The sequence below is a fragment of the Pseudomonas sp. HP_08 genome, from assembly GCF_055284095.1.
In genome coordinates, this window is the sequence record NZ_JBTOQC010000018.1 from 99,185 (window position 1) to 105,927 (window position 6,743).

Below are 6,743 nucleotides of genomic sequence, written 5' to 3' on the forward strand. Positions count from 1 at the left end.
TGCCCGGCGCTGCGCATTTGTCAGCCCTCGACCCTGAGGTCCTGTCATGAAAACCACCCAACCGTCGTTCTACAACCTGGCCTGGCGCTGGCACTTCTATGCCGGGCTGTTCGTCGCGCCGTTCATGATCCTGCTGGCCGTGACCGGGATCATTTACCTGTTCAAGCCGCAACTGGACAACCTGATGTACCGCGACCTGCTGCACGTCGAGGCCGGCCATCACCGCCACAGTGCCGACATGCTGCAACAGCATGTGCTGCTCGCCTGGCCGCAGGCCACGGTGAGCAAGTATTTCCCGCCGCTGGATGCCGAGGGCAGCGCGCAGTTCGTGATCCGCGATCAGGGCCGCGAACTGAACGTGTTCATCGACCCGTACAACGGCACGCTGCTGGGCAGCCAGGACGCGCAAAACAACCTGCAAGCCATCGCCCGCGCCCTGCACGGCGAGCTGATGATCGGCACGGTCGGCGACCGGCTGATCGAGCTGGCCGCCGGCTGGGGAATCATGCTGGTGATTTCGGGGCTATACCTGTGGTGGCCGCGCGGCAGCCAGAATCAAAAGGCAGCAGCCGGCGTGCTCTGGCCACGGCTGTCGCGGCGCGGCCGGGCGCTGTGGCGCGACCTGCATGCGGTCACCGGTTTCTGGGGTTCGCTGCTGTTGCTGTTCATGCTGCTCAGCGGCATGACCTGGACCGGCTTCTGGGGCAAGCAATACGCCGACTTGTGGAACACCTTTCCGGCGGCCATGTGGAATGAAGTGCCGCGCTCGACACAACTGGCCGGCACGCTCAACACCGCCAGCGCGCAAACCGTGCCCTGGGCGCTGGAAAACACCCCGCTGCCGCAGTCCTCGGGCGAACATGCCGAGCACATGCACCAGCATGGACCGTCGAGCGGACCGGCGGCGCCCACCGTCACGCTGCAACAAGTGGTCGATATCGCCACCCGATACGGCACCGAACCGGGCTATAGCATTACCGCACCGAAAACCGCCGAAGGCGTGTTTACCGTCTCGGTGTTCGCCGACGACCCGCGCAACGACGCCACGTTGCACATCGATCAATACAGCGGCAAGGTGCTGGCCGATGTCGGCTGGGAGCATTACAGCCTGGTGTCCAAGGCCACCGAGATGAGCGTGATGCTGCACGAAGGCAAGTTTTTCGGCTGGCTCAACCAGCTGTTGATGCTGCTGGTGTGCCTGATGATTCTGCTCGGCTCGGTCAGCGGCCTGGTGATCTGGTGGAAGCGCCGGCCGGAGGGTGGATTAGGCGTGCCGCCACTGCGCCATGACTTGCCACGCTGGAAAACCGCGATGGTGATCATGCTCGGTCTGGCGATTATCTTTCCACTGGTCGGCGCCTCGCTGATCGCTGTATGGGTATTTGATCGAATAGTACTTTCACGCTTTGCCAAATCGGCGGCGGCAGCTTAAATTGCAGCAACGGGGCCTGAAGCCGACGAGCGGTTTTGTGATGAATTCCTCACTCGATACGTTTCAGGCCCCGTCCCTCCCCGGCGTTTCCCTTCCCTGATCGTGCGCTGCAGCCTTTGCGGCTAAATCCTGTGCCTGCCTGCACCATTTGCGCTCACTGCACCGCCTTGCGACGTGCAATGGGGCCTTTGTGGTGCGACCGGTCAGACCAGAGCGCTCTACTGCACGCCTTCGCACAGACTTTTCTGATTGGGCACAGCCTTTGCTAGCAACCGAAGCAGGCAAAAGATTCGCCCTCGATAATTCGAAAAACGGAGCCGTCCCAATGAAGCGTCGCAGTCTGATCAAAGCGTTTACCCTGTCCGCCTCCATCGCCGCAATGGGCATGAGCTGGACTCTCCAGGCCGCCGAGACCATCAAGGTCGGCATTCTGCATTCGCTGTCGGGGACCATGGCGATTTCCGAAACCTCGCTCAAGGACATGGCCTTGATGACTATCGAGGAAATCAATGCCAAGGGCGGCGTCAATGGCAAGCAACTGGAGCCGGTGATCGTCGATCCTGCGTCCAACTGGCCGCTGTTCGCGGAAAAAAGCCGTCAGTTGCTGACCCAGGACAAGGTCGACGTGGTGTTCGGCTGCTGGACGTCGGTGTCGCGTAAATCGGTGTTGCCGGTGTTCGAAGAACTCAACGGCCTGCTGTTCTACCCGGTTCAGTACGAAGGCGAAGAGATGTCGCCGAACGTTTTCTACACCGGCGCGGCGCCTAACCAGCAGGCGATTCCGGCGGTCGAGTACCTGATGAGCGAAGACGGCGGTGCAGCCAAGCGCTACTTCCTGCTGGGCACCGACTATGTCTACCCGCGCACCACCAACAAGATTCTGCGCGCCTTCCTGCACTCCAAAGGGGTGAAGGACAGCGACATCGAAGAGGTCTACACCCCGTTCGGCCACAGCGATTACCAGACCATCGTCGCCAACATCAAGAAGTTCTCTGCGGGCGGCAAGACGGCGGTCATCTCCACCGTCAACGGCGACTCCAACGTGCCGTTCTACAAAGAGCTGGCCAACCAGGGGCTGAAAGCTACCGACGTACCGGTTGTAGCCTTCTCGGTGGGCGAAGAAGAACTGCGCGGCATCGACACCAAGCCATTGGTCGGTCACCTGGCGGCCTGGAACTACTTCCAGTCGGTCGAGAACCCGGTCAACAAGAAGTTCGTGGCCGACTGGCAAGCCTACGCCAAGAAGAAAAACCTGCCGGGCGCCGACAAGGCCGTGACCAACGACCCGATGGAAGCCACCTACGTGGGCATCCATATGTGGGCGCAAGCGGTCGAGAAAGCCAAGTCGACCGACGTCGACAAAGTGCGTGAAGCCATGGCCGGCCAGACCTTCGCCGCACCGTCGGGCTTCACCCTGACCATGGACAAGACCAACCACCACCTGCACAAGCCAGTGATGATCGGCGAAGTCGAGGACAACGGTCAGTTCAACGTCGTATGGCAGACCAAAGAGCCGATCCGCGCCCAGCCGTGGAGCCCATACATTCCGGGTAACGACAAGAAGCCGGACCATGCGGTGAAGAGCAACTAAGCGGACAGATAGCTCAATGCACTCCTGTGGGAGGCAGCTCTGCTGGCGACTGTCAGTGCCAGCCGACGAAGATGCGTCGGCTGTAACACCGCTATCGCGAGCCGAGCTCCCTCCCACAAAGGAGATACGCCGATCAGATCGCCGCAACACAGGCCACTCGCCATGCCCACTATTGTTTACCGCTTGATCCTGATGTTTACCCTGCTGCTGCCCATGGCGGCTCAGGCCGACGACGCCAGCGATTTCGTTGCCGCCGGCTCCTCCGAGCAGGCCACATTGCTGGAAAGCTGGGCGGCCAGACCGCTGCCTGAGCGCGTAGCCTTGCTCGAAGCGCTGCGCGATGGACGCGAGATCCAGATCAGTAATGAAGAACCGCGCAAACTGCGCCTGAATAACCGTCTGCGCGGCCTGGTCGAGACCGCGCTGGCCAGCCATCAGTTGTTGGCCAGCGACCCCGGCGTACGCCTGGCCGCCGCGCAGCACCTGCAACGCAACGCCCGCCCCGCGCAGCTTGAGGTCCTCAGCCAGCGCGTGGCCAGTGAAACCGACAGCAACGTCCACGATGCACTGACCCTGGCGCTGGCCAACCTGCAACTGACCGACAGCAGCCCGACCGTGCGTCTGGCCGCTGTGCGCCTGCTCGGTGAAACCGGCGACCCGCTGGCCCGCACGCGCCTCGAAGCCCTGCTTGAACCCGGCGTCGAGCCGGACGCCAGCGTGCGCATTGCCGCGCAAACCAGCCTGGCGCAGGTCAAGCGCAAGCTGATGGTGGGCGAAGTCCTGGGCCAGGCCTTCACCGGCCTGTCGCTGGGCTCGATCCTGCTGCTGGCAGCCCTGGGCCTGGCGATCACCTTCGGCCTGCTCGGGGTGATCAACATGGCCCACGGCGAGATGCTGATGATCGGCGCCTACACCACCTACATGGTGCAAGTGCTGATGCAGCGTTACGTCCCGGATGTGCTGGCGTATTACCCGCTGGTCGCGCTGCCGGTGGCGTTTTTCGTCACCGCCCTGATCGGCATGGCGCTGGAACGCACCGTGATCCGCCATTTGTATGGCCGCCCGCTGGAAACCCTGCTTGCCACCTGGGGCATCAGCCTGATGCTGATCCAGGCCGTGCGCCTGATCTTCGGCGCGCAGAACGTCGAGGTCGCCAATCCGGGCTGGCTGTCCGGCGGTTTTCAAGTGCTACCCAATCTGGTGCTGCCGTACAACCGCATCGCGATTATCGTCTTCGCCCTGCTGGTCGTGGCGCTCACCTGGGCGCTGCTGAACAAGACCCGCCTTGGCCTGAACGTGCGTGCCGTGACCCAGAACCGCAACATGGCCGCCTGCTGCGGCGTGCCGACCGGGCGTATCGACATGATGGCCTTCGGGCTGGGCTCGGGCATCGCAGGCCTGGGTGGCGTGGCCCTCAGCCAGATCGGCAACGTCGGGCCTGACCTGGGCCAGAGCTACATCATCGACTCGTTCCTGGTGGTGGTGCTCGGCGGCGTCGGACAACTGGCCGGTAGCGTGCTGGCAGCCTTCGGGCTGGGCATCGCCAACAAGATTCTCGAGCCGCAGATCGGCGCCGTACTGGGCAAGATTCTGATCCTGGGGCTGATCATTCTGTTTATCCAGAAGCGCCCGCAAGGCCTCTTCGCACTGAAAGGACGGGTGATCGACTGATGAGCCAGCCACTACTACTGACTGCAACGCAAAAAGCAGGCCCGCGAGTGACCTTGGCGGTTGGCATCATTGTTTTAGCCATCCTGATTGCCATGCCGCTGCTGTCCTTGCTGCCCGCCGACAACCCGCTGCAGGTATCGGCCTACACCCTGACCCTGGTCGGCAAGATCCTCTGCTACGCCATTGTCGCCCTGGCACTGGACCTGGTGTGGGGCTACGCCGGGCTGCTGTCGCTGGGCCACGGGCTGTTCTTTGCCTTGGGCGGCTATGCGATGGGCATGTACCTGATGCGCGAAGCCGCCGGCGACGGTCTGCCGGCGTTCATGACCTTTCTGTCGTGGACCGAGCTGCCGTGGTACTGGGCCGGCACCGACAACTTCCTCTGGGCCATGTGCCTGGTGGTGCTGGCGCCCGGCTTGCTGGCGCTGGTGTTCGGCTTTTTCGCCTTCCGCTCGCGGATCAAGGGCGTGTATTTCTCGATCATGACCCAGGCGCTGACCTTCGCCGCCATGCTGCTGTTTTTCCGCAACGAAACCGGTTTTGGCGGCAATAACGGCTTCACCAACTTCCGCAGCATTCTGGGCTTTTCGATCAGCAGCCAGGGCACCCGCGCCGTGCTGTTTCTGGCCACGGTGCTGTTGCTGGTGGCCAGCCTGTACCTGGGCTGGCGCCTGGCGCAGAGCAAGTTCGGCCGGGTGCTGACCGCGCTACGCGATGCGGAAAACCGCCTGATGTTCTGCGGCTACGACCCGCGCGGCTTCAAGCTGTTCGTCTGGGTGCTGAGCGCGGTGCTGTGCGGTCTGGCCGGGGCGTTGTATGTGCCGCAGGTCGGCATCATCAACCCCAGCGAGATGTCGCCGACCAACTCCATCGAAGCCGCCGTGTGGGTCGCCCTCGGCGGGCGCGGCACACTGATCGGCCCGCTGCTCGGTGCCGGCGTGGTCAACGGCATGAAGAGCTGGTTCACCGTGGCCTTCCCCGAATACTGGCTGTTCTTCCTCGGCGCGCTGTTCATCGTCGTGACCCTGTACCTGCCCAAGGGCGTGATCGGCCTGCTGAAGAAAAGGAGCGAATCATGATAGCCCCGACGCCATCACCGGCTTTCATGCTGGAACCGGTCCTGGACCCCAACAGCGACGCCGGCACCAGCCGCGATGCACTCGGCCTTGGGCGCAGCGCCGGCAAGGGCCTGAACACCCGCCACGGCACGATCCTGACGCTGGAAGACATCAGCGTCAGCTTCGACGGCTTCAAGGCGCTGAATAACCTCAACCTGTACATCGGCGTCGGTGAACTGCGCTGCATCATCGGCCCCAACGGCGCGGGCAAGACCACGCTGATGGACGTCATCACCGGCAAGACCCGGCCGAGCCACGGCGAAGCCTGGTTCGGCGAAACCCTCGACCTGACGCGCCTGAGCGAAGTGCAGATTGCCCAGTCGGGCATTGGCCGCAAGTTCCAGAAGCCCACGGTGTTCGAGGCGCTGAGCGTGTTCGAAAACCTGGAGCTGGCGCTCAAGACCGACAAATCGGTGTGGGCCAGCCTGCGGGCAAAGCTCAATGGCGAGCAGCAGACACGCATCGATGAAGTGCTGGACACCATCCGCCTGAACGCCTCGCGCGATCGACCGGCAGGTTTGCTGTCGCACGGCCAGAAGCAGTTTCTGGAAATCGGCATGCTGCTGGTCCAGGACCCGCAGCTGCTGTTGCTCGACGAACCGGTGGCGGGCATGACCGATGCCGAGACCGAGTTCACCGCCGAGCTGTTCAAGGGCCTGGCCGGCAAGCACTCGCTGATGGTGGTCGAGCACGACATGGGCTTTGTCGGCTCGATTGCCGACCATGTGACCGTACTGCATCAGGGCAGCGTGCTGGCCGAGGGTTCGCTGGCCGATGTCCAGGCTGATGAGCGCGTGATCGAAGTTTATCTGGGCCGTTAAAGCAGCGGCCCCCTGTAGGAGCGGGGGGGGGGGGGGGGGGGGGGGGGGGGGGGGGGGGGGGGGGGGGGGGGGGGGGTGGGGGGGGGGGGGGGGGGGGGGGTGGGGCGGGG

Annotated in this window: 5 protein-coding genes; all 5 read left to right on the forward strand. The window is 63.4% G+C overall.

The features are described 5' to 3' along the window. The first annotated feature begins 46 nt into the window (after positions 1-46). The 5 genes from ACYAS9_RS17445 (at position 47) to urtD (ending at position 6,633) form a co-directional block, all read left to right on the forward strand. Positions 47-1,432, forward strand: coding sequence for a PepSY-associated TM helix domain-containing protein (locus ACYAS9_RS17445; protein ID WP_463569518.1), 1,386 nt, complete (start codon positions 47-49; stop codon positions 1,430-1,432). Between the two features lie 325 nt (positions 1,433-1,757). Beyond that, a complete protein-coding gene (urtA, locus tag ACYAS9_RS17450; protein WP_463569519.1) occupies positions 1,758-3,023 on the forward strand; it encodes an urea ABC transporter substrate-binding protein in 1,266 nt (421 codons plus the stop codon). A gap of 162 nt (positions 3,024-3,185) precedes the next feature. Next, a complete protein-coding gene (gene urtB, locus ACYAS9_RS17455) occupies positions 3,186-4,694 on the forward strand; it encodes an urea ABC transporter permease subunit UrtB (protein ID WP_463569520.1) in 1,509 nt (502 codons plus the stop codon). After that, on the forward strand, positions 4,694-5,773 hold the full coding sequence (gene urtC, locus ACYAS9_RS17460; RefSeq protein WP_459746409.1) for an urea ABC transporter permease subunit UrtC: 1,080 nt from the start codon (positions 4,694-4,696) through the stop codon (positions 5,771-5,773). Before urtB ends, urtC begins: the two co-directional genes overlap by 1 nt. After that, complete coding sequence (urtD, locus tag ACYAS9_RS17465; RefSeq protein WP_463569521.1) at positions 5,770-6,633, forward strand: urea ABC transporter ATP-binding protein UrtD; 864 nt, start codon at positions 5,770-5,772, stop codon at positions 6,631-6,633. The genes urtC and urtD overlap by 4 nt, the downstream gene beginning before the upstream one ends. Positions 6,634-6,743: the final 110 nt, after the last annotated feature.

Bases quoted from the DNA above. Each gene is read 5' to 3' on its own strand.
- ACYAS9_RS17445 (WP_463569518.1), top strand. From the start codon at position 47: ATGAAAACCACCCAACCGTCGTTCTACAACCTGGCCTGGCGCTGGCAC.
- urtA (WP_463569519.1), top strand. From the start codon at position 1,758: ATGAAGCGTCGCAGTCTGATCAAAGCGTTTACCCTGTCCGCCTCCATC.
- urtB (WP_463569520.1), top strand. From the start codon at position 3,186: ATGCCCACTATTGTTTACCGCTTGATCCTGATGTTTACCCTGCTGCTG.
- urtC (WP_459746409.1), top strand. From the start codon at position 4,694: ATGAGCCAGCCACTACTACTGACTGCAACGCAAAAAGCAGGCCCGCGA.
- urtD (WP_463569521.1), top strand. From the start codon at position 5,770: ATGATAGCCCCGACGCCATCACCGGCTTTCATGCTGGAACCGGTCCTG.